Origin of the sequence: Acinetobacter sp. CIP 64.7 (genome assembly GCF_000369745.1) — a bacterium.
Taxonomy (GTDB): Bacteria; Pseudomonadota; Gammaproteobacteria; order Pseudomonadales; family Moraxellaceae; genus Acinetobacter; species Acinetobacter fasciculus.
The window spans coordinates 115,424-134,816 of the sequence record NZ_KB850177.1; the positions used below are offsets into that span (position 1 = coordinate 115,424).

Consider the following 19,393-nt stretch of genomic DNA (forward strand, 5'->3'; position numbering starts at 1 on the left):
ATATGCTTCTGATAACACCTTCGCTAGACGTAGACGTGGTCACAGAAAACTCAAAATCGATTCAATCCTCTGGAAATTTATTGTTGAAGCGATCCGTTGTTTATGGTCTCCTCAGCAAATAGCAAAGCGTTTAAAGACATTTCCTGATTTGGATCAAACAATGAATGTAAGCCATACAACGATTTATTCAACGATACGAGCATTACCAAAGGGTGAGTTGAAAAAAGACTTATTATCCTGTCTGCGTCATGAAAATAAAAAGCGAAAAGCTAACGGTGAACCTAAAAAAGATTCTATATTACAGGATATTAAAACTATTCATGAGCGCCCAGCCGAAGTTCAAGAAAGAAAAATACCGGGTCATTGGGAAGCTGATTTAATTAAAGGTAAAGACAATAAAAGTTCGATAGCAACACTTATTGAACGAAATACACGGCTCTGTATCTTGGCAACATTACCTGATGCAAAGGCAGAATCAGTGCGCAAGGCTTTAACTGAAGCTCTGAAATATTTACCTGCAGAACTGCGTAAAACGTTGACCTATGACCGTGGACGCGAGATGGCAGAACATAAAATACTTGAAGAAGATTTAGGCATAGATGTATATTTCTGTGACCCACATTCACCCTGGCAAAAAGGCACATGCGAAAATATGAATGGTTTAATTAGGCAATATTTACCTAAAGGGATTGATTTAAATCAGGCAGATCAGCATTATTTAAATCAAGTTGCCATGTCACTGAATACTCGTCCTAGAAAAGCGTTAGATTGGCTTACACCATTAGAGAAGTTTGCTCAGCTTGTTGATTATCATAAGGCTTTTGAAACTGTCGCACCTCATGTTTGAATTCGCCGTGGTACCGAACAGAATAAGCCGACCCTAGATAAGAATATAGAGAAACTCTGTACAGCAGAATGTATCGTAGAAACATATACTTTTGAAACTTCTTTAGGAACAATGGTTATTTCAAAAGAATCTCTTGATTCAATTTTAAAATGGGAGAAATACGAATCTAAACCTTATGTACCTAGTAAGGGAAAAGATGGTAAAAGTGGTGTAACATTAGGATATGGTTACGATTTAGGACATCAAAGTCTTGAACAAATTAAAAAGGATTTAATTTTTTATTATACTTCGAGTCAAATTCAACGTTTATTAAAAGCTCAAGGAAAAAGAGGTTTGGCAGCACAAGCATTAGTAAACAGCCTTTCTGATATTATTATAAATAAAGATAAAGCTTATCAGATGGTGATGATAGTAAAAAAAAGGTATGCGGAGGATACATTAAAAGTTTATCCAGATATTTTAAAATATCATCCTCATTGCCAAGGAGCTATTTTATCGCTTGTATATAACAGATATATAGGTTTGAAAGGAGATCGTCGTAAAGAAATGAAAGAAATTCAAGATAATCTTAAAAAGAATGGAAAAAAGGTTCCTTTATTCTTAAGAAGTATGAAACGACTATGGACTACAAAAGCTAATAGAGGATTACAGGCTAGACGGGAAGATGAAGCAAAAATTTTTGAAAAAGGATTAAAATGTGAATGCTATAAGTAAACTTTTTATTCTGAATATTTTATTTATTTCTTTAAACTCTTATGCAGTGTCTCCTGAAGACTTTTTATATCAGGATGCTTTGAAAATACAGTGTAAAGAAAGAAGTCCTATGCAAGAGGATTTAATGTATTGTGTTTCAAGAAGTTATTTAGAGTCAGATAAAAAATTAAATATAGAATATAGAAAAAGAATGAAAATATTAGGGTCTGTTGACATTTACTGTTCAAAAAAATAGCGAGAAAGTAAAATTTAATCGCCAAACTAAATTTACTTCTCGCTATGCCTCGTACAATGCTGAATGATCAACACTGGTCTAAGTTACTTTCTATTTTCCGAAATTTTGATATCTATTTCAAATCTAATTTGAGAAATTTTGTCGAAGCAATACTTTATAGAATAAGAACAGGCTGCCCATGGCGTGATTTGCCTAAAGAATTTGGTTCGTATAACTCAATCTTTAAAAAATATAATCGTTGGTGTAAAAATGATAAGTTAATGAAAATATTTAAATTAATTTCTTCAAGTGCTGATATGGAATGGGTTTTTATTGATGGTAGTCATGTTCGGGCACACCAACATTCTGCTGGAATAAAAGATCAGGATATTTCTAAAAGCATTGGTGGAAATAGTTCTAAAATACACTTAGCTGTTGATGCGGATGGCAATCCAATCGAAATTATTATCTCCGATGGAACGATACATGATGTCAAGATTGCTCCCAAAATGATTGAAAAACTTGATTTGAGTGAAACGGAAGTATGTTGTGCAGACAAAGGATATGACTCTGAATCATTAAGAGAACAAATATCTGTGAAAAAAACTAAAGCGAATATTCCAAGAAAATCAAATACTCAGTCAAATAATGATCATATGGATTGGTATTTATATAAAATCAGACACTTAGTTGAGAATGCATTTTGTAGGTTAAAGCAGTTCAGAGGAATAGCAACACGATATGATAAGCTAAAGTGTAGCTATGAGGGGGCAGTTGCATTAGCTTGTATATTTATTTGGCTACCTTTATCGGGTAAATTCTATACTTGAAATGTCAACAGACCCTAAAAGGAATTAAAAAAGAAAAATTACTAGCGAGTCAAAGATTGTGGTTAAAGAATAGAAAAAATAAATGTAACTCTGAATATGCAGCTGCAGAGGAAGGGCGTGAAGCACCGATTTATTTAATAGATTGTTATGCTCAAGAAAATTATCAAAGAGTTAGATTTATAAAAAATTATAAATAATTTAAAAATAGAAAAGCAGCTATTTTTTAGCTGCTTTTTTCTTTTACCCTTCCAAAACTTCTTCCAGCAACTCCTCACTCGGTGCAAAGTAATATGCGCCATCCAGCGGAGTTACGAAGTGCAGCAGGCGGTCATGAATCCCATCACCAGACGTACCAAACATACGTTCTAACATAGCATCAATAATTTTTAGATCTTTGGTATATGCAATAAAGAATAGCCCCTGGTCACCACGTCCGTCACCATAAGGTAGAGAATGACGCAGGATCTCCATTTCTTCACCTTCTTCATCTTCCACTACAGTACGTGCCACATGCGCATTTTCAGGTTTGACTTCATCATCCAGCTCAATCGATTCAAGCTTGGTACGACCCATAACCTGTTCCTGAGTATCAACTTTTAGCTTTTTCCATTTTTCCAGGTTATGCGCGTAACGTTGGGTAAAAATAAATGAACCATCTTGGAAAATACCTGAATCTTCACCTAATAATGCGACTTCAGCACGATCATCCGGGAATTGCGGATTTTCAGTTCCATCAATAAAGCCAGTTATGTCACGACCATCAAAATAGCGGAAGCAAACCCGCTCATCCAGCACCTGAACCTGATCCTGAATGCCTTCAAAAAAAGCCTGACTGAGCGCAAAACAGATATCAGCACGGGCACTGGCAATATGAATGATCATATCTGCCGGAACCACTGGCATTTCAAATGAACCATGAATGGGCTCAAGCTGTTTAAAGCCTGCAGGAGCTTGATCATAAAGTTTTGCCCACAGTTCAGGACCAAAAGCCACTGCCGTTTTAATTTGTGCTTGAGGATGTTGCGTAATAAGACGATCACGCGAAGTAAAAAGATGTTCGAGTTGTTCTTTTAATTGTTCAATACTCAAATCTTTAAGACGTAAAACAATAAAACGGGCATGATCTGAAGGAAGTGGCAAGATTACCGATTGGGCTGTCATTCATGGCTCCTGTAAGGATAGATCCTGTTTTTAATGCACATATTGTGCCTGAAGCCAGACAGAGTGAATAGTGCAGTGCCTTATATTCAAGCAGGTTTTTAGCCTGATTTTATTGGAAAATTCATATAATATTGGATGGGTTTTGCTGAGTGAAATGTTTATGTCCTATCAAATGTGGTTTGCCTATATGCTGGCCTGTTGGGTGATTAGTGTGTCTCCGGGCGCAGGAGCGATTGCTTCCATGTCGAGTGGACTGAATTATGGTTTTCGGCATGGTTACTGGAATGCGCTGGGCCTGCAACTGGCATTATTGGTACAGATTGCAGTGGTTGCGGCAGGCGTGGGAGTTTTGTTTGCGACAACCCCATGGGCATTTTTAGTGGTGAAATGGTTTGGTGTCGGCTATTTATTGTATTTGGCTATTTTGCAATGGAAAGCACCTGTACAATCTATCGAAATTAAACATGAATTGGCGCGAAAATCGAGAGGGAAACTGGTACTGCATGGTTTCTTGGTTAATATCACTAATCCTAAAGCCATCGTATTTTTACTGGCCGTCTTGCCGCAATTTCTGGATTTGTCTAAGCCACAATGGATTCAGTATTTGATTATGGCTGCGACAATGGTGACGATTGATCTGATTGTGATGGCGGGTTATACCGGATTGGCTGCTAAAGTTTTAAGGCTGCTTAGATCGCCGAAACAACAAAAAGTCATGAACCGGACTTTTGCGGGGTTATTTGCCGGCGCTGCATTTTTATTGAGTTTGGTGCATCAATAAAGAGTCTTTGCTCTCTCCTTAAAGGAGAGAGGCGGAATAGATCATTAGAAAATCATAATGATTTAACAGAAAGATTAATTCAGCTTTTTAAACTTCTGCACACAGAAGATCAGTGCAAATAGCACCGCCATGGTCAGTACAATGGTTAAACCAGTCGAAGTATTGAGACCGGCACTCGACCATAGGCCCACGGTCACCCCAATTTGCGCAATCACGAATGCCCAGATCACCATTTGTTTGGGTGAGTGTGCAAGGAGTCGTGCGGTCAGGGCAGGGATCACCAGTAATGCCCCCATCAAGAGTGAACCGACTGCTTTCAGGGCAAGCACGGTAAACAATGCCAATAACAACATAAAGATCAGGCGTTGCCATTTGGCATTTACACCTTCACTGACCGCCATGTCCGGATCAATCGCGATTTGAATCTGCGCTTGCCAGCTTTTATAGAGGACGGCTAAGGCCAGAATAATCACAATGGCAAAGGTGGGTAAGTCCGTCCAAGAAATCGTTAGTAGATCACCAAATAGATAGCTGAGAAGTTCCGGTCTTAAACTCGGTAAATGCTGAATGAACAATAATCCCGAGCAAAGCAGTGTTGCTGAACATAAGGCCAGCAAAGCATCATTGGGTAGGCGCGGATCATGCAGCACCCACAAAATACCTACCAATAATAAGGCAATAAAAGTGACTCCCATCCAGAGCGGTAAACTTAAAGCTCCAGCAATGGCAACACCGAGTAAAGTACCGTGTGCCATGGTATCGGCAAAGAATGACATACGCCGCCAGAGCATGAGACAGCCCAGCGGAGCAGTCAGAAATACCAACAGCGTTCCCATGATCCATGCAGGTAAAAGGAGTTGTAACCAATCCATCATGGTTTAAGCTTCCGGCTCGGGGTGAATATGAGGGCGTGAATCATGCTGACAGGGAGTGGCAGAATCGCCATGCGCGCAATGATCATGATGATGGTGATAGAACACTCGATTGGTGCCAAAAATTGCCTGATATTCGGGATGTTGCTGCACGCTTTCCGGCAGCCCACTACAGCAGATATGCTTGTTCAAGCACACGACTCGAGTCGTACCTTGCATCACCCATTGCAGGTCATGTGAAACCATCAGTACGGCACAGCCATATTTTTCCGGCAAGTTACGCACATATTCATACAGTTCAGCTTCGGACTGGATGTCCAGACCTTGCATCGGTTCATCGAGGACTAAAATGTCCGGCTGGCGTAATAAGGCGCGGGCCAATAGCACCCGCTGACGTTCGCCGCCAGACAACTGCTGAACTTTAGAATCTTGCAGTTTGCTAATGCCGGTATCGCGGATAATTTCGGTTTTAATCTGGGATGGGCATTTTTCTAGCGTCAATAAATCTTTCACCCGGAGCGGCAAGCTATGTGAGGGATTGAATTTCTGTGGCACATAAGAGAATTTGAGTTTGCGCGCAGTTTTGATCTCACCTGATTGCGGTTTCAAAATGCCCAGCATGACTTTAATTAAGGTCGATTTACCAGCGCCATTGGGACCGATCAGTGTGACAATTTCTTTCTCTTGTAACGAGAAATCAATGGCTTTTAAGATATCGCGCTCATCGATCTTGACCCAGATCTTGGAGAGCTGAATCAGGGGAGAGGCACTTAAGCTTTGTTGCGGCACTGCTGACAAATTCCTGAAATTTCGATAATGCTGTGATGTGCCGTGAAGTCGTCCGAGCTGGCCAGTGCATCGAGTTGATCGAGCAAGCCCTGAGCCGACGCTTCTTTCACGGCTTTACATTCGGTGCAGATTAAAAAAGCGGCCTGATGACCTTCACGCGGATGGCAACAGGGAATATAGGCATTGATCGAGGTCAGGCGATGAATCAGCCCTTTGCTTAATAAAAAATCCAGAGTGCGATACACCGTTGGTGGGGCTGCAGGACGATCGCTGGCATTTTTCATTTGTGCCAGCAGATCATAGGCGCCCATCGGGCCATGCGCATTCAGAATGAGTTCCAGCACTTCTTTACGTAAAGGCGTAAGGCGTGCGCCGCTTGCTGCACAAAGACTTTCCGCTTCAGCAAGACGTTGTGCGACATTGGGATGGTCGTGCACGCCGTGCAATGCGTTGTGGTGTTCATGCGAACAGGAACCCATAGTTCACCTCAAGTGCGAAACTGAAAATTAATAGATTTCAAATCTTAACATGAAGCGTTCTGAGTTTCGATTGGGCATAGGTATTTTTGTATTTTTGTTATATTATAACACTTCCTGATTTTATCGTTTTTAAGTGATTTCTACTCATGTTCCGTCTTCTTGCAATCAGTCTGCTCGCATTGTTCAGTACACTCAGTTGGTCACAAAGTCTGGTGGTGTCTACGCAGCCGATCCATCTGATTGCCAAGAAAATTACCCAAGGTGTGGAACAGCCGACTTTATTGCTGGCCAACCAAAGTGGACATGATGTGAGTCTGACTCCGGCGCATCGAAAAACTATTCAGAATGCAGGTCTGGTGATCTGGCTGGGTCAGGCGCATGAAGCACCCTTGGCCAAAGTGCTGAATGAAAGTAATAAAGGCATTGCACTGTTAGACTCGGGGATATTGACCACCTTGCCGATGCGTAATCCGCGTGGCGAGGCCTTAAAAAATACGGTAGACACGCATGTCTGGCTCGATCCGAATAATGCAGTGCGGATTGGTTTCTTTATTGCGGCGCTACGTTCGCAGCAATTGCCGGAGCATCGTGAACGCTACTGGAAAAATGCCCGTGACTTTGCACAAAACATGTTTGCTACGGCTCAGCGTTATAGTTCAAGTAACAAAGCCAAACCTTATTGGTCTTATCATGATGCCTATCAGTATCTGGAGCGCCCACTCAATTTAAAATTCATGGGGGCATTGACCGATGATCCACATGTTTCACCAACCGTGGCGCAAATCAAGTTTTTACAGGATCATCGTCCACAGCGCAAAATGTGTCTGCTGGCCGAAGGTCATGCCAGTGAGAACCAGTACCGCAAACTCAATCCGGTACTGTTCCAGCATGTCGATGAAAGCATGAGCGGGGCAGGGGACTTTGTGCAGGCTTGGCAGCAATTGGCCGCCGAAACCCAGAAATGTGTACTAAATGCACGCTAATGATTTAAAAAATAGACAGATTTTGATTAGTTTAACAGCAGTGACCCGATTTAAAAAAACACGACTAAGGTCGGGAAAAGATTGCATGTTCAGGGGTGTAACTCTATAATGCCTGCGATTAAAAATAATCACCTGTTAAACTTGTCAAGCATGATTGCTGTGAGTGAATAAATAATGAGCCGAACTAGTCGCTTGATTGACCGACGATTAGCGAAAGCTTTGGTCCTCCTGCAAGCCTGTATGATCCCTGTTTCAGCCTTGATCGGCTGGGTCGTGAAAGACTCAACCGCAGCCTTGAGTGCAGCATTAGGTGCACTGGTATGTTGGCTCGCGACTTGTTATTTTTCGTGGCAATCGTTTCGAGCAGCAGGAGCCCGCGCGTCTAAACAAGTTCTTTCGAACATGTATAAAGGCTTGATGGGAAAGTTTGCCATTGTGATTGTTGGTTTCATTTTAATTTTAAGCAATGTTAAACCGTTGTCAGCGGTGGCGTTGTTTTGTGGTTTTATACTTGTTCAAGCCATGTCGTGGGTCGCTCCGTTTTGGGCGTCACGTCTACAAAAATGAGTATAAGCACAACAAGAAATTGAAAAGTTTTTCAGGAGCAGGCGAGATATCAAGCAGCACGCGATATTCGTTTGTTCTATTAGTTTTTTGACATTGACCAGGTGTGATTTATGGCTGCTGAAGAACATGCCCTTACTTCGACCGAGTATATCAAGCATCACTTGACCAACATGACCTATGGCAAAATGCCGGACGGTACGTGGAAATTGGCCGAGAGCGGTGCTGAAGCTCAACAGATGGGGTTCACTGCTATTCACTTGGATTCAATGGGTTGGTCTATCGGACTGGGTCTGATTTTCTGTTTGTTGTTCTGGTTGGTTGCGAAAGCGGCTAATGCTGGTGTTCCTACCAAGTTCCAGTCTGCAATTGAAATGATTATCGAGTTTGTAGATTCAAGTGTACGTGATACCTTCCACGGGAAGTCTCGATTAATTGCACCCTTAGCATTAACCATTTTCGTGTGGATTTTCCTCATGAACTTGATGGATTTGATCCCTGTTGACTTTATTCCTTATGTAGCTCAACACGCGATTGCTTCTATGCTGGGTGTAGACCCTCATCAGGTTTACTTTAAAATTGTTCCGACTACAGATCCAAACATTACCCTCGGTATGTCTATTTCTGTATTCTTCTTAATTATTTTCTATAGTATTCGTGAGAAAGGTGTTGGCGGCTTCGTTGGTGAGTTAGCACTGAACCCATTTAACCCAAGTAATCCAGTTGCTAAAGTGCTTTTAATTCCATTCAACTTATTGTTGGAATTGACTACTTTCTTGGCGCGACCAGTTTCATTGGCTCTACGACTGTTCGGTAACATGTATGCGGGTGAGTTAATCTTCATTCTTATCGCGTTATTACCGTTCTGGATCCAGTGGGCGTTGTCTGTGCCTTGGGCGATTTTCCACATTTTGATTATTACGCTACAAGCATTCATTTTCATGATGTTGACTATCGTGTACATGAGTATGGCAAGCGAAAAGCATTAATGGTATTGCCTAACTGTCAACGGATGGTTGGGCACACAATTTTTTAACTTAATTTGGTATAAAACCTAACCTCTGAGGAATTATCATGGAACTCACTTTAGGTCTAGTTGCAATTGCATCTGCTATCTTGATCGCTTTCGGTGCTTTAGGTACTGCGATTGGTTTTGGTCTTCTAGGCGGCCGTTTCCTTGAAGCTGTAGCTCGTCAACCAGAATTGGCTCCACAACTTCAAACTCGTATGTTCTTAATCGCGGGTCTTCTTGATGCTGTGCCTATGATCGGTGTTGGTATTGGCTTGTTCTTCATCTTCGCTAATCCATTTGTAGGTTAATCAGCTTAATTCCGAAATTCACTATTTGAGGAATTTGCAATGAATATCAACCTCACATTGTTTGGCCAAGCGATTGCGTTTGCGATTTTTGTCGCATTCTGCATGAAGTTTGTATGGCCACCACTAATCAATGCGATTAGTGAACGTCAGCGTAAAATCGCTGATGGCTTAAATGCTGCTGAAAAAGCGAAGGCTGACCTTGCAGATGCGCAAGCACAAGTGAAAGCTGAGTTAGACGCGGCAAAAGCACAAGCGGCTCAATTGATCGAACAAGCGAACCGTCGTGGTGCACAATTGATCGAAGAAGCGCGTACCCAAGCTGCGGCTGAAGGTGAGCGTATTCGTCAACAGGCTAAAGAAGCTGTTGATACTGAAATCAATGCTGCTCGCGAAGAATTGCGTCAACAAGTGGCTGCTCTTGCAGTAACTGGTGCTGAGAAAATTCTTAGCCAGCAAGTTGATGCAGAAGCTCACAATGCCATGCTGACTCAGCTGGCTGCTAAACTTTAAGAGAGGCGGATTATGGCTGAACTCTTGACGTTGGCACGCCCATACGCTAAAGCAGCATTTGCTTACGCTTCTGAGCAAAGTGCAACTGACTCTTGGTCAACAGCACTTGAATTGCTCAGTGCTGCGGTGCAAGACGAAGCATTTTCAGCTTATCTAAATCGCCCTGAGCTTACACCTGCTGAGCAGGTGGCTCTTTTTGCGAAAGTTTTAGGTGAAGACCAAACTGCAGCAGTGTCTAACTTCCTGACATTGCTTGCAGAGAATAACCGTTTGGTTCTTCTTCCTGAGATTGCAGCAGAATATGAGCAGCTTAAATCACAGAATAACAATACTGTGGATGTTGTGATTGAATCAGCATTCCCATTGACTTCTGTACAGGAACAACTTCTTACTCACGCATTAGAGAAAAAATTCGAAGCGGCGGTAAATGTTTCTGTAGAAGTTAACCCAGCGCTGATTGCTGGTGTAGTTATTCGTGCAGGCGACCAAGTGATAGATGATTCTGCGCTTAACAAGCTTGAAAAAATGCGTACTCGTCTTCTTGCTTAATTGCATTTAGAAGACTGAACTTTAAAAAGATTGAGGTATAGCGCAATGCAACAACTGAATCCATCCGAGATCAGTGCGCTCATTAAACAGCGTATCGGCGATCTGGACACCAGCGCAACCGCTAAGAACGAAGGAACCATTGTTATGGTTTCTGACGGTATTGTGCGTATTCACGGCTTAGCTGACGCTATGTACGGTGAAATGATCGAATTCGACGGCGGCCTTTACGGTATGGCACTGAACCTAGAACAGGATTCAGTGGGCGTCGTTGTTTTAGGTAACTACTTAAGCCTTCAAGAAGGTCAAAAAGCGCGTTGCACAGGTCGTGTATTAGAAGTTCCGGTTGGTCCAGAACTTTTAGGCCGTGTAGTAGATGCTTTAGGTAACCCGATTGATGGTAAAGGCCCTATTGATGCAAAATTAACTGATGCTGTTGAAAAAGTAGCACCAGGCGTAATTTGGCGTCAATCAGTGGATCAACCTGTACAAACTGGTTATAAATCAGTAGATACAATGATCCCTGTAGGCCGTGGTCAACGTGAGTTGATCATTGGTGACCGTCAAACTGGTAAAACAGCAATGGCGATCGACGCGATCATCGCTCAGAAAAACTCTGGCATTAAATGTGTATACGTAGCAATCGGTCAAAAACAATCGACTATCGCTAACGTGGTACGCAAGCTAGAAGAAACTGGCGCTATGGCGTATACAACTGTTGTAGCAGCAGCTGCAGCTGATCCAGCAGCAATGCTGTATCTAGCTCCGTACTCTGGCTGTACAATGGGCGAATACTTCCGTGACCGCGGTGAAGATGCGTTAATCATTTATGATGACTTGTCTAAGCAAGCTGTTGCTTACCGTCAAATTTCATTGCTTTTACGCCGTCCACCAGGTCGTGAAGCGTATCCAGGTGACGTGTTCTATCTACACTCGCGTCTACTTGAACGTGCTTCTCGTGTATCTGCTGACTACGTTGAGAAATTCACTAACGGTGAAGTTAAAGGCCAAACTGGTTCATTAACTGCATTGCCGATTATTGAAACTCAAGCGGGTGACGTATCTGCATTCGTACCAACCAACGTAATTTCGATTACTGATGGTCAGATCTTCCTTGAAACATCATTATTCAACGCAGGTATTCGTCCTGCTGTGAACGCGGGTATCTCTGTATCTCGTGTTGGTGGTTCAGCGCAAACTAAGATCATCAAGAAATTGTCTGGTGGTATCCGTACTGCTTTGGCGCAATACCGTGAATTGGCAGCATTTGCTCAGTTCGCTTCTGATCTTGACGAAGCAACTCGTAAGCAACTTGAACATGGTCAACGTGTAACTGAGTTAATGAAGCAAAAACAATATGCTCCATACTCAATTGCTGACCAAGCTGTTTCAATTTATGCATCTAACGAAGGCTACATGGCTGACGTAGACGTTAAGAAAATCGTAGACTTTGATGCTGCGTTGATTTCTTACTTCCGTTCAGAACATGCTGCGTTAATGCAACAAATCGATGCCTCTGGTGATTACAACAAAGACATCGAAGCTGCAATCAAAGCAGGTATTGAAAGCTTTAAAGCGACTCAAACTTACTAATTTCAACCTTTGTTGAATTTAGTGTCGGTTTGGTTCACGGAATCAACCTTCGGAAGCTCGCAAGGGCTTTCGAATACTAGGTTAAGCGTATGGCAAATTTAAAAGAAATTCGCGCCAAAGTAGCTAGTATCAAGAGCACGCAGAAGATTACTCGAGCGATGCAAATGGTAGCAGCTTCTAAGATGCGTCGTGCGCAAGAGCGCATGGCTCAAGGCCGTCCGTATGCCGAAAATATGCACCGTGTAATTGCTCATTTGGTCCAAGCGAATCCTGAATACAAACACCGTTATATGGTTGAACGCCCAGTTAAGCGCGTTGGCTATATTATTGTGTCTTCAGATCGTGGCCTTGCTGGTGGTTTGAACATTAACCTGTTCAAGAAAGTGGTTAAACACGTTCAACAGCAACAAGAGCAGTCAATTGAAGTTCAATTTGCTTTAATTGGTCAAAAAGCGGTTTCGTTTTTTAAAAACTACGGCGGTAAAGTGCTTGGTGCGACGACGCAAGTCGGCGATGCCCCAAGTCTTGAGCAGTTATCTGGTTCTGTACAGGTGATGTTGGACGCTTATGATAAAGGCGAGTTAGATCGTATTTATCTAGTGTCAAACGGCTTTGTCAATGCCATGACTCAAAATCAAAAAATCGAACAACTTGTTCCTTTGGCTGCTGCTGAAGAAGACAAGACTCTTAACCGTCAATACGGTTGGGATTACATCTACGAGCCTGAAGCTGAAGAGCTTTTAAATGGCTTGTTGGTTCGCTATATCGAGTCTGTGGTGTATCAAGGTGTGATTGAAAACATCGCATGTGAGCAGTCTGCACGTATGGTCGCTATGAAAGCAGCGACAGACAACGCAGGCGAGATCATTAAGAGCCTGCAACTTATTTATAACAAGCTGCGTCAAGCCGCGATTACTCAGGAAATTTCTGAGATCGTTGGTGGTGCCGCTGCCGTTTAACATTATTTTGAATTGAGGAGACAGCAATGAATAGCGGTCGTATCATTCAGATCATCGGCGCGGTTATCGACGTCGAGTTTGAACGCAACAGCGTTCCTAAGATCTATGACGCTCTCCAAGTAGATGGTACTGAAACTACTTTAGAAGTTCAGCAACAGCTTGGTGATGGCGTAGTTCGTACTATTGCAATGGGTTCTACTGAAGGCCTTAAGCGTGGTTTGAACGTAACTAACACTAACGCGCCGATTTCTGTACCAGTAGGTACAGCGACTCTAGGTCGTATCATGGACGTTCTTGGTCGCCCGATCGACGAAGCTGGTCCTGTTGCGACTGAAGCGCGTTTACCAATTCACCGTCAAGCGCCTTCTTATGCAGAACAAGCGGCTTCTACTGACCTTTTAGAAACTGGTATTAAAGTCATCGACTTACTTTGCCCGTTCGCGAAAGGTGGTAAAGTTGGTCTGTTCGGTGGTGCCGGTGTTGGTAAAACTGTAAACATGATGGAGTTGATCAACAACATCGCGAAAGCTCACTCAGGTTTATCTGTGTTTGCTGGTGTTGGTGAGCGTACTCGTGAAGGTAACGACTTCTATCACGAAATGAAAGATTCTAACGTTCTAGACAAAGTAGCAATGGTCTACGGTCAGATGAACGAGCCACCGGGTAACCGTTTACGCGTAGCGTTGACTGGTCTTACTATGGCTGAATATTTCCGTGACGAGAAAGACGAAAACGGTAAAGGCCGTGACGTACTATTGTTCGTAGATAACATCTATCGTTATACACTAGCGGGTACTGAAGTATCAGCACTTCTAGGTCGTATGCCATCTGCAGTAGGTTACCAGCCTACACTTGCAGAAGAGATGGGTGTTCTTCAAGAACGTATTACATCGACTAAGTCTGGTTCTATTACGTCAATCCAAGCGGTATACGTACCTGCCGATGACTTAACAGATCCATCGCCTGCTACAACGTTTGCTCACTTAGACGCAACTGTTGTATTGAGCCGTGACATCGCATCTTCTGGTATTTACCCAGCGATCGATCCACTAGACTCAACTTCACGCCAGTTAGATCCGTTAGTTGTTGGTCAAGAGCATTATGAAATTGCACGTTCTGTACAGAACGTATTGCAACGTTATAAAGAGCTTAAAGACATCATCGCGATTCTTGGTATGGACGAGCTTGCTGAAGAAGATAAACTGGTTGTTTACCGTGCGCGTAAAATCCAGCGTTTCTTCTCTCAACCGTTCCACGTAGCTGAAGTATTTACTGGTGCTCCTGGTAAATTAGTATCTCTTAAAGAAACGATTCGTGGCTTTAAAGGTCTTCTAGCTGGTGAATACGATCACATCCCAGAACAAGCGTTCTACATGGTTGGTGGTATTGACGAAGTTATTGCTAAAGCCGAGAAACTTTAATTAGCTACTCTAATTTAGGAGATTCTCATGGCGACTATGCAATGTGATGTTGTAAGTGTTCAGGAGTCTTTGTACTCAGGCACTATAACTATGCTAATTGCAAAAGGTGCTGGCGGTGAGTTGGGTATTATGCCTGGCCATGCTCCGTTGGTAACTTTGCTCCAACCTGGCGCGATCCGCGTTATTTTGGAAAACGGTACAGAAGAGTTGATCTATGTATCTGGTGGTGTTCTAGAAGTTCAACCGCATGTTGTTACGGTTCTTGCAGATACTGCAGTCCGTGCAGAAAACTTAGATGAAGCAGCTATTGTTGAAGCGCGTAAACACGCTGAAGCATTGCTTGCGAATCAAAAGAGCGATTTGGACGCTGCTGCTGCTTTGGCTGCTCTTGCAGAAACTGCTGCTCAGCTGGAAACGATCCGCAAAATCAAAAACCGCGCTCAATAAGAGACGGTTTGAGATTGAAAAAACCACCCGAAAGGGTGGTTTTTTTATATACTAATTTTTAAATAGTATTTCTAGAATAATGAAAATAGTTTCTTTGAATCCAATTTTTGAGGGTGTTAAGCAAGATTCAAAAATTGTTTATGAAAAAATATTATGTATTGAATGTAAAACAAAAATTAAGCATGAGGTATTGGTAGATATATCACACAATGATTGTTCTGATCCAAATATATCTTTTTATTATAATTATAGAATTTTGAGATGTTTAAATTGTGAGTCTATTTCATATCAAACAAAGTCCCATGACTCTTATGACGTTGATCCTGTAGGGTATGATCAAAGTGAAGATATGATCTACCAAGTAAATTATTTATATAAAACTTTTCCTCTTAGAGACGAAGAAACTGCTTTTTCTAAAGAGTTTGAGAAAATCTTACCTGAAGAGATTTATTCTACTTATGAAGAGGTCATAGTGGCGTTAAATAATAAAATGCCTTTGCTAACTGGATTAGGCTTGAGAACATTATTAGAGCAGATTGTGAAATATTTTGGTCATTCAGATGATTTGGGGGAAATTTTAAATAAGTTTGAACATGAGGGTTTTATCTCAACTAAGCAAAGAGGCTTACTTGATGATATTCGTTATTTAGGGAATGATGCTGCACATAGGGCAGACTCCAAAACTCGAAAAGAGCTAGTTTTGCACTTAAAAGTTTTAGAAAATTTAATTCAACAACTTTTTGTTTACTACAATTTAGATCAAGAAGAGATAAGAAAAATTAAAAGTGTAGGATTAAAACCATCACCTAGACATCCCATTCCAGTAGTAAGAGAAACTACTCAAAAGAGAAGACCTAAGAAGAGGTTATAAAATCTCTGCATTTATTGCATTCTGTACCGCTCGATATAACTTTTACCCTTTCTCAGTAATGTTTTGAACCAATCTGTAAGCAGACACACGCTATAAAAAAATCAATGATAAGTTAAATAATTCGAACAGATACTCGTTTGTTATAGCTTAATACGATAGAAGTTTTGAACAGGCGAAACTTATAATTGAAAAAGGGAAAATCATGGCTTATCAATCTATTAATCCATTTACTAATCAAAAATTGAAAGACTACCCACCCCATAACGATCAAGATATTCAAAATGCACTCGATACCGCAGAAAAAATCCTAAAGTCAGAATGGTCACAACAGGTCGATACCCGTATTGAAGTACTGCGCAAATTGGCCAGCAATATGCGAGAGCAAAAATCTGAACTCGCTAAACTCATGACGCTGGATATGGGAAAACTGATCAAGCAGAGTGAAGGTGAAATCGAAACCTGCGCCAAAATTGCAGAATATTATGCGGATCATGCCAAAGAATTTTTAGCACCGGTGTCCTATGAAACGGAACTGGGAGAAGCCTGGGTTGAGCATCATCCACTGGGTATTATCATGGCGGTTGAACCGTGGAATTTCCCGTTTTATCAACTGATGCGTGTCTTTGCGCCGAACTGTGCGATTGGTAATCCGGTTCTGGCAAAACATGCCGGCATTGTGCCGCAATGTGCCGAAGCCTTTGAGCAACTGGTCTTGGATACAGGCGCACCCAAAGGTGTCTGGACCAATCTGTTTATCAGCAGTGATCAGGTCGCTGAAGTAATTGCAGACAAGCGTGTGCGGGGTGTAGCACTGACAGGTTCAGAAGGTGCGGGCAGTGCAGTCGCTGAACAGGCCGGAAAACATCTTAAAAAATCAACGCTGGAACTGGGCGGTAATGATGTATTCATCGTACTCGATGATGCAGATCTGGAACGCGCGATCAAGTTAGGCTGTCAGGCGCGTGTCAATAATGCTGGGCAGGTATGTACGGCGGCGAAGCGATTTATCTTGCATGAAAAAATTGCCGAACAATTCAAGGCCGGCATGCTGAAAGCTTTTGAACAGTTAAAACTGGGTGATCCGCTCGATCCTGAAACCACTTTAGGACCGCTGTCTTCAAAAGATGCGCTGGAAAAACTCAGCGAGCAGGTCGAAAAGGCAGTAGCACAAGGCGCGACTGTGGTCACTGGCGGCAAAGCTGTAGAACATCAAGGCAATTTCTATGCACCAACTATTCTGGAAAATATCACGCGTGAAAATGAAGCCTGGTATGAAGAATTCTTTGGCCCGGTGGCACAAATCTATGTGGCGAAGGATGATGATGAAATTGTCGAAATTGCCAATGATTCTAATTATGGCTTAGGTGGCGTGATTCATTCACAGGATATCGAGCGCGCTAAAAAACTGGCGTCACGGGTAGAAACTGGCATGATCTGGATCAACTGGTTTACTGACACCACGCCCGAATTGCCATTTGGTGGAATCAAAAATTCCGGTTATGGGCATGAACTGTCGATTGATGGTTTTAGAGAGTTTGTGCAGAAGAAACTGGTCGTCGTCAAAAGCCCGAAAAAATAATATGAGCTGATCCGATATCAAATAAGCCACTATTCAGTGGCTTATTTGTCTGGATATTCTTCACGTTTGCCACCTTCATAACTGGCAAAACGTGGGTGTTCTGGTGGAAATGACGGTTCAGCACTTGGCCAAGGCCAGCCACCAAACTGGGTTTCACGATAACGGCGAAAAGCAGTATCTAGTTCTTGAGCACTATTCAGAACAAAAGGCCCATGCATAGCCACCGGTGCACCGATCGGTTCACCTTCCAGCCATAAAATATGTGATTCCAGCAGCCCACCTTTGAGCTGAATATCTGCATCCGGTTTGAGTTCCAGTAGATGCTTCGGCGCTATCTTCTGTCCTTCAAGCTCCAAGCTTCTACCTTGATAAAAATAACAAAAACGCGTTGCAGTAGCAGTGGTTGCAGGAATGATTAATTCTGCTTCCGGCCCTAAAGTGATTAAATAAATATTGAGCTGATTCTCTGGCATGGCTGCCCATGAATGTGGTGGCCGATCCAGTGCCTGAGTCTGTTTAAACTGTCCTGAAATGACCCGGATCTCCGCTTTACGTCCGGTCGCATCGGCTGAAAATACATGTGGAATATGTTCACGCCACAACATTTTATAATCGGCCGGCTGCTTTTTTTGTTCCGGTGAGGAATTCAGCCAGATTTGAAACAGCTCCAGAGGATTGTCCTGATCCTGATGGACTAAAGGAAACATCTCGCAATGCTGTACCCCATTGCCGGTAGTCAGCCATTGCACATCACCCGCGCCATAACGTCCCGAGTTTCCCAGCGAGTCAAAATGATCGACATACCCGCGCTCGACAATGGTAATGGTTTCAAAGCCAGTATGCGGATGCTCCGGAAAGCCCGGAATACTCTCGCCATAATACATGTCATATTCATGCTGCTGTGGCGGGGAAACTGGGCCTAATTCGGCATTGCCTTGTGGATAATGATCTTGATGGTGAACGGTAAAAATAAAAGGATCTTTCAGATCAAGCCGGGATGTGGCTGAAACCACAGAATACAGCACTGAATTCGACATGATTGAACTCCTGATGATCTGATTAGATGAAAATTCTTGATCTAAATATAATTTTTATAGTCCATAATAGTATATTGCCTGCAAGGCGATTGAGAAAAACATGTTTCGATCAATCGCCTCAAAATGAGATCTTTAGGTATTTTAAGTATTGTCCTGATCAGTATTGCTCTCTGATTCCTGATCTGGATTCTGGATCAGCAAGCCGGCCAGTTTGACCATTTCGGATTGCACATTAACCATCTGGGATTCAATCTTTTTCAAGTTCACTTGGCTGAAATCCACCTGACCGTTTAAAAGGGGAGAAGCCAGAACTTGCTGATTGGCGGTCATGATGTTGTCACGAATCTGGTCAATTTCCTGACTTTTTAAGTTCAGGTTGCCCAGTACCTGATTAAAACTGCTGAGTTGCTGTTGTAGCTGGGTCGCAGTGGACTGCAGCTGCTGGGTATCTTTGGCTTCGACCGCCGTTTGCAGTTCGGTCTGGGTCTGTTTTAACTGTTCTACATAACTGCCGGCCTTGAGCTGCAAGTCGGCTACATCACGAACCATATAAAACATATTGCCCGATTTAAGCTCGGTTTGTGCTGCTGAACTCTGTTGCTGAGAGGCTGGTTCCAGATCTGAGGTCGTGGTATCTGCCTGTTCAGCCGGTGCTTCGACAGCCTGTTCACAGCCCATCAGTAAAATTCCAGAGCTAAATAATGCGAAAGGAAGGACAGCATTGGCAAGAATCTTGGACATGGAATCAGGGTCTCGATACAGGTGATGGAATTTTAATAGTATCTAATATAAGGACAAACTATGGAGATAAAAAAGATTGTTGCAAACTCATAACAATTCTTCTGGGTTCCGAATATTTCATTATTTAAAAACAGG

At 42.5% G+C, this 19,393-nt stretch carries 24 protein-coding genes; 18 read left to right on the top strand and 6 right to left on the bottom strand.

Translation table 11 applies throughout. From position 1 onward, the window contains the following. From F890_RS00545 to F890_RS00565, 5 genes are all read left to right on the top strand, one after another. Positions 1-847: IS30-like element ISAba125 family transposase (locus F890_RS00545; RefSeq protein WP_005265455.1), on the top strand; the 847-nt coding region annotated here is incomplete at its 5' end. 111 nt (positions 848-958) lie between these two features. Next, positions 959-1,561 carry a pesticin C-terminus-like muramidase gene (locus F890_RS00550; RefSeq protein WP_005265456.1) on the top strand — a complete coding sequence of 201 codons (603 nt, stop codon included), beginning with the start codon at positions 959-961 and terminating at the stop codon, positions 1,559-1,561. Next, entirely contained in the window at positions 1,545-1,796 is a 252-nt protein-coding gene (locus tag F890_RS00555; RefSeq protein ID WP_005265457.1) for a lysozyme inhibitor LprI family protein, read from the top strand. The genes F890_RS00550 and F890_RS00555 overlap by 17 nt, the downstream gene beginning before the upstream one ends. Before the next feature lie 44 nt (positions 1,797-1,840). Then, complete coding sequence (locus F890_RS00560) at positions 1,841-2,605, top strand: IS5 family transposase (RefSeq protein WP_005265458.1); 765 nt, start codon at positions 1,841-1,843, stop codon at positions 2,603-2,605. Next, complete coding sequence (locus F890_RS00565) at positions 2,602-2,802, top strand: lysozyme inhibitor LprI family protein (protein WP_017397904.1); 201 nt, start codon at positions 2,602-2,604, stop codon at positions 2,800-2,802. Before F890_RS00560 ends, F890_RS00565 begins: the two co-directional genes overlap by 4 nt. A gap of 43 nt (positions 2,803-2,845) precedes the next feature. Here F890_RS00565 and F890_RS00570 read toward each other — a convergent pair whose 3' ends face one another. Then, positions 2,846-3,766 (bottom strand): Dyp-type peroxidase, encoded by a 921-nt coding sequence (locus tag F890_RS00570; RefSeq protein ID WP_005265461.1) that lies wholly within the window; start codon positions 3,764-3,766, stop codon positions 2,846-2,848. A 160-nt stretch (positions 3,767-3,926) separates the two neighbouring features. Between F890_RS00570 and F890_RS00575 the strand changes: the two genes are divergently transcribed. Continuing rightward, on the top strand, positions 3,927-4,547 hold the full coding sequence (locus F890_RS00575; protein ID WP_004280977.1) for a LysE family transporter: 621 nt from the start codon (positions 3,927-3,929) through the stop codon (positions 4,545-4,547). Between the two features lie 74 nt (positions 4,548-4,621). On the opposite strand, the gene znuB is transcribed toward F890_RS00575, so the two are convergent. From znuB to F890_RS00590, 3 genes are read right to left on the bottom strand one after another with little or no spacing between them, the layout of a single operon-like run. Continuing rightward, positions 4,622-5,422, bottom strand: a complete 801-nt coding sequence (gene znuB, locus F890_RS00580; protein WP_004280978.1) for a zinc ABC transporter permease subunit ZnuB — start codon at positions 5,420-5,422, stop codon at positions 4,622-4,624. Between the two features lie 3 nt (positions 5,423-5,425). Next, complete coding sequence (gene znuC / locus F890_RS00585) at positions 5,426-6,217, bottom strand: zinc ABC transporter ATP-binding protein ZnuC (protein ID WP_162924850.1); 792 nt, start codon at positions 6,215-6,217, stop codon at positions 5,426-5,428. After that, the gene (locus tag F890_RS00590) at positions 6,190-6,687 is read right to left on the bottom strand and encodes a transcriptional repressor (protein WP_004280980.1); all 498 of its coding nucleotides are present in this window, start codon (positions 6,685-6,687) and stop codon (positions 6,190-6,192) included. Before F890_RS00590 ends, znuC begins: the two co-directional genes overlap by 28 nt. Positions 6,688-6,833: 146 nt before the next feature. On the opposite strand from F890_RS00590, the gene F890_RS00595 reads away from it, so the two are divergent. The 12 genes from F890_RS00595 to F890_RS00650 all read left to right on the top strand — a co-directional run bounded on the left by F890_RS00595 (position 6,834) and on the right by F890_RS00650 (position 17,480). Beyond that, positions 6,834-7,670 carry a metal ABC transporter solute-binding protein, Zn/Mn family gene (locus tag F890_RS00595; RefSeq protein WP_005249613.1) on the top strand — a complete coding sequence of 279 codons (837 nt, stop codon included), beginning with the start codon at positions 6,834-6,836 and terminating at the stop codon, positions 7,668-7,670. A gap of 174 nt (positions 7,671-7,844) precedes the next feature. Then, positions 7,845-8,237: an ATP synthase subunit I gene (locus tag F890_RS00600; RefSeq protein ID WP_004280982.1), complete on the top strand. Its 393-nt coding sequence runs from the start codon at positions 7,845-7,847 to the stop codon at positions 8,235-8,237. Positions 8,238-8,347: 110 nt separating this feature from the next. Then, on the top strand, positions 8,348-9,223 hold the full coding sequence (atpB, locus tag F890_RS00605; protein WP_004644859.1) for a F0F1 ATP synthase subunit A: 876 nt from the start codon (positions 8,348-8,350) through the stop codon (positions 9,221-9,223). A gap of 85 nt (positions 9,224-9,308) precedes the next feature. Next, positions 9,309-9,554 carry a F0F1 ATP synthase subunit C gene (gene atpE / locus F890_RS00610; protein WP_000424060.1) on the top strand — a complete coding sequence of 82 codons (246 nt, stop codon included), beginning with the start codon at positions 9,309-9,311 and terminating at the stop codon, positions 9,552-9,554. Positions 9,555-9,593: 39 nt separating this feature from the next. Continuing rightward, a complete protein-coding gene (locus tag F890_RS00615) occupies positions 9,594-10,064 on the top strand; it encodes a F0F1 ATP synthase subunit B (RefSeq protein WP_004280990.1) in 471 nt (156 codons plus the stop codon). Positions 10,065-10,076: 12 nt separating this feature from the next. After that, the gene (locus F890_RS00620; protein ID WP_004644860.1) at positions 10,077-10,613 is read left to right on the top strand and encodes a F0F1 ATP synthase subunit delta; all 537 of its coding nucleotides are present in this window, start codon (positions 10,077-10,079) and stop codon (positions 10,611-10,613) included. Positions 10,614-10,658: 45 nt separating this feature from the next. Next, the gene (gene atpA, locus F890_RS00625; protein ID WP_004644861.1) at positions 10,659-12,203 is read left to right on the top strand and encodes a F0F1 ATP synthase subunit alpha; all 1,545 of its coding nucleotides are present in this window, start codon (positions 10,659-10,661) and stop codon (positions 12,201-12,203) included. A gap of 89 nt (positions 12,204-12,292) precedes the next feature. Then, positions 12,293-13,162 (top strand): F0F1 ATP synthase subunit gamma, encoded by an 870-nt coding sequence (gene atpG, locus F890_RS00630; RefSeq protein ID WP_005265462.1) that lies wholly within the window; start codon positions 12,293-12,295, stop codon positions 13,160-13,162. 26 nt (positions 13,163-13,188) lie between these two features. Further along, complete coding sequence (gene atpD / locus F890_RS00635) at positions 13,189-14,583, top strand: F0F1 ATP synthase subunit beta (RefSeq protein WP_004644863.1); 1,395 nt, start codon at positions 13,189-13,191, stop codon at positions 14,581-14,583. A gap of 27 nt (positions 14,584-14,610) precedes the next feature. Continuing rightward, positions 14,611-15,030 (top strand): F0F1 ATP synthase subunit epsilon, encoded by a 420-nt coding sequence (locus tag F890_RS00640; protein WP_004732608.1) that lies wholly within the window; start codon positions 14,611-14,613, stop codon positions 15,028-15,030. Between the two features lie 79 nt (positions 15,031-15,109). After that, a complete protein-coding gene (locus F890_RS00645; RefSeq protein WP_005249619.1) occupies positions 15,110-15,901 on the top strand; it encodes a DUF4145 domain-containing protein in 792 nt (263 codons plus the stop codon). 202 nt (positions 15,902-16,103) lie between these two features. Next, positions 16,104-17,480 (top strand): NAD-dependent succinate-semialdehyde dehydrogenase, encoded by a 1,377-nt coding sequence (locus tag F890_RS00650; RefSeq protein ID WP_005249621.1) that lies wholly within the window; start codon positions 16,104-16,106, stop codon positions 17,478-17,480. Between the two features lie 41 nt (positions 17,481-17,521). On the opposite strand, the gene F890_RS00655 is transcribed toward F890_RS00650, so the two are convergent. Both F890_RS00655 and F890_RS00660 read right to left on the bottom strand, forming a co-directional pair. Next, on the bottom strand, positions 17,522-18,517 hold the full coding sequence (locus tag F890_RS00655; RefSeq protein ID WP_005265469.1) for a pirin family protein: 996 nt from the start codon (positions 18,515-18,517) through the stop codon (positions 17,522-17,524). A 141-nt stretch (positions 18,518-18,658) separates the two neighbouring features. Then, positions 18,659-19,258, bottom strand: coding sequence for a hypothetical protein (locus F890_RS00660; protein ID WP_005108413.1), 600 nt, complete (start codon positions 19,256-19,258; stop codon positions 18,659-18,661). Positions 19,259-19,393: the final 135 nt, after the last annotated feature.

Bases quoted from the DNA above. Each gene is read 5' to 3' on its own strand.
- F890_RS00550 (WP_005265456.1), top strand. From the start codon at position 959: ATGGTTATTTCAAAAGAATCTCTTGATTCAATTTTAAAATGGGAGAAA.
- F890_RS00560 (WP_005265458.1), top strand. From the start codon at position 1,841: ATGCCTCGTACAATGCTGAATGATCAACACTGGTCTAAGTTACTTTCT.
- F890_RS00570 (WP_005265461.1), bottom strand. From the start codon at position 3,766: ATGACAGCCCAATCGGTAATCTTGCCACTTCCTTCAGATCATGCCCGT.
- F890_RS00575 (WP_004280977.1), top strand. From the start codon at position 3,927: ATGTCCTATCAAATGTGGTTTGCCTATATGCTGGCCTGTTGGGTGATT.
- znuB (WP_004280978.1), bottom strand. From the start codon at position 5,422: ATGATGGATTGGTTACAACTCCTTTTACCTGCATGGATCATGGGAACG.
- F890_RS00590 (WP_004280980.1), bottom strand. From the start codon at position 6,687: ATGGGTTCCTGTTCGCATGAACACCACAACGCATTGCACGGCGTGCAC.
- F890_RS00595 (WP_005249613.1), top strand. From the start codon at position 6,834: ATGTTCCGTCTTCTTGCAATCAGTCTGCTCGCATTGTTCAGTACACTC.
- F890_RS00600 (WP_004280982.1), top strand. From the start codon at position 7,845: ATGAGCCGAACTAGTCGCTTGATTGACCGACGATTAGCGAAAGCTTTG.
- atpB (WP_004644859.1), top strand. From the start codon at position 8,348: ATGGCTGCTGAAGAACATGCCCTTACTTCGACCGAGTATATCAAGCAT.
- atpE (WP_000424060.1), top strand. From the start codon at position 9,309: ATGGAACTCACTTTAGGTCTAGTTGCAATTGCATCTGCTATCTTGATC.
- F890_RS00615 (WP_004280990.1), top strand. From the start codon at position 9,594: ATGAATATCAACCTCACATTGTTTGGCCAAGCGATTGCGTTTGCGATT.
- F890_RS00620 (WP_004644860.1), top strand. From the start codon at position 10,077: ATGGCTGAACTCTTGACGTTGGCACGCCCATACGCTAAAGCAGCATTT.
- atpA (WP_004644861.1), top strand. From the start codon at position 10,659: ATGCAACAACTGAATCCATCCGAGATCAGTGCGCTCATTAAACAGCGT.
- atpG (WP_005265462.1), top strand. From the start codon at position 12,293: ATGGCAAATTTAAAAGAAATTCGCGCCAAAGTAGCTAGTATCAAGAGC.
- atpD (WP_004644863.1), top strand. From the start codon at position 13,189: ATGAATAGCGGTCGTATCATTCAGATCATCGGCGCGGTTATCGACGTC.
- F890_RS00640 (WP_004732608.1), top strand. From the start codon at position 14,611: ATGGCGACTATGCAATGTGATGTTGTAAGTGTTCAGGAGTCTTTGTAC.
- F890_RS00645 (WP_005249619.1), top strand. From the start codon at position 15,110: ATGAAAATAGTTTCTTTGAATCCAATTTTTGAGGGTGTTAAGCAAGAT.
- F890_RS00650 (WP_005249621.1), top strand. From the start codon at position 16,104: ATGGCTTATCAATCTATTAATCCATTTACTAATCAAAAATTGAAAGAC.
- F890_RS00655 (WP_005265469.1), bottom strand. From the start codon at position 18,517: ATGTCGAATTCAGTGCTGTATTCTGTGGTTTCAGCCACATCCCGGCTT.
- F890_RS00660 (WP_005108413.1), bottom strand. From the start codon at position 19,258: ATGTCCAAGATTCTTGCCAATGCTGTCCTTCCTTTCGCATTATTTAGC.